A 1,693-nucleotide genomic window follows, 5' to 3' on the forward strand; every position below is an offset into this window, starting at 1 on the left:
CGGGCGCGCGAGCAGCACCGGTGCCCCGGCGACCACGGCGGGCACGCAGGCACCGACCGCGGGGGCCGCGCCCGCCGCGGCGCGCAGCACGTCGGGCGCCGCGGGGCCGGCCAGGCCGAGGAGCACCCGCGCCTCGGTGCGGTCGGCGACGAGGACCCGCTCGGCCCCGGCCCGGTGCGAGGCGAGGAGCAGCGCGTCCAGGACCGCGATCCGGTCGCCGGTGCCGGTCAGGACGAGGAACTCGGTGGGGGCGAGGCGGTGGACGGCCAGGTCGCCGGTGTCCGCGGGGGCCGGACCGGCCGGCGCCGGGTTGCCGGCCCCGGGCAACCCGGCGGGCGCGGTCCCGCCCACCTCGGGCACGCCCGCGGGCAGGACGAGGCCGCCCGCCACGGTGGCGGCGGCGTCGGGCCCGGAGACCTCGACCTGTCCGGTGTGCGAGAGGTCGACCAGCCCGGCGCGCTCGCGCAGCGCCGCACGCTCCTCGGCCGGGTCGGTGTAGCGGGCGGCGACCAGCCACCCGGCGTGCGGCGTCAGGGCGGCGCGCGCCGCCGCGTGCACCTCGTACAGGGCCGTGGTCAGCGGTCCGGCCGGCGACATCGCCGCCATCACGGTCCGTCGCTCAGCGGGGGTCGGGCTCGGCCTTGACGGCGAGGACCGGGCACGGCGCGTCGAGCAGGATGCGCTGGGCGTTGGAGCCGAGGATGAGCTTGCCCACCGGGGAGCGCCGGCGCAGCCCGATGACGATGAGCTCGGCGTCCTCCTCCGTCGCCGCCGTGATGAGGTCCTCGGCCACGTCGGTGCCCCGGCGCAGCTGGCGCACCTCGTAGGCGACGTCGGCGAGGTCGAGCCGGTCGCGGACCGCGTCGGCCTCGGCCTCCAGCGCGGCGTGGTCCTCGCCCTGCGCCCGCCGGGAGAGGACGACGACGAGGCGGGTCTCGCGCCGCAAGGCCTCCGCGACGGCGGCGGCGAGTGCCGCCTCCCCCTCGTTGGTGGAGAGGTAGCCCACCACGATCGACATGCGCGTCCCCCATCCCGGCGCCGCTACGGTCCGCCGTCCGTCTGATGCCCCGCGACGTTACCCGATGCGCGCTCGGCCCGGGCGCTCGCCGGCGAGCGGTGCTGCGGCTCGTACCACGGCGGCGGCGCGGCGGCGTCGAGGGCCCGCACCACCAGGGCGGCGAGGTGGTGCCCGGGCTCCTCGACGAGCGCCTGATGGGCCAGGACGTCGGCGCGGGCGCCGTCGGAGGACCACCAGGCCAGGAAGGCGAGCAGTCCGAGCGCGGGGGCGCCCGCGCCGTCCGGGGCGGCCTGGGCCACCGCCGTGCCCAGGGCGAACGCGGCCGCGAACGCCTCGGGGTCCCGGCGGCGCGCGGCGTCGAAGGCGGCGATGACGGCGCCGGTATCGAGGTAGGCGGCGGTGGGCCGGCGGCCACCGGTGATGGTGCGCGCGACCACCGCGTCGCGCAGCTCCCGGTCGGCCAGGAAGGCGAGGAGCCGGCCGAGCGCCTCGGCCGGCGGTGCGGCGGGCGGCGGCCCCGGCCGGTCGGTCATCGCGGCGGCGCTCGCGTCCCACAGGGCGGCCCCCTCCCGCCGCCACCGCCGCAGGGGGCCCTGGTCGCGGGCGGGCCGGGCCCCCGGGACGCCGAAGGCCGCGCCCCGCACCCGCGGCGCGCCCCCGCTCGCCGCGGTCGCC

Annotated in this window: 2 protein-coding genes and 1 pseudogene; all 3 read right to left on the reverse strand. The window is 80.6% G+C overall.

The window, feature by feature from the left end:
- Positions 1-597, reverse strand: a pseudogene (locus GD970_RS21330) (hypothetical protein); the annotation flags it as partial.
- 22 nt (positions 598-619) lie between these two features.
- Entirely contained in the window at positions 620-1,018 is a 399-nt protein-coding gene (locus tag GD970_RS21335) for a universal stress protein (RefSeq protein WP_152204884.1), read from the reverse strand.
- Positions 1,019-1,041: 23 nt separating this feature from the next.
- Positions 1,042-1,693: DUF4192 family protein (locus GD970_RS21340; RefSeq protein WP_152204885.1), on the reverse strand; the 652-nt coding region annotated here is incomplete at its 5' end.

This window comes from Georgenia thermotolerans, assembly GCF_009193185.1.
Classification (GTDB): Bacteria; Actinomycetota; Actinomycetes; order Actinomycetales; family Actinomycetaceae; genus Georgenia; species Georgenia thermotolerans.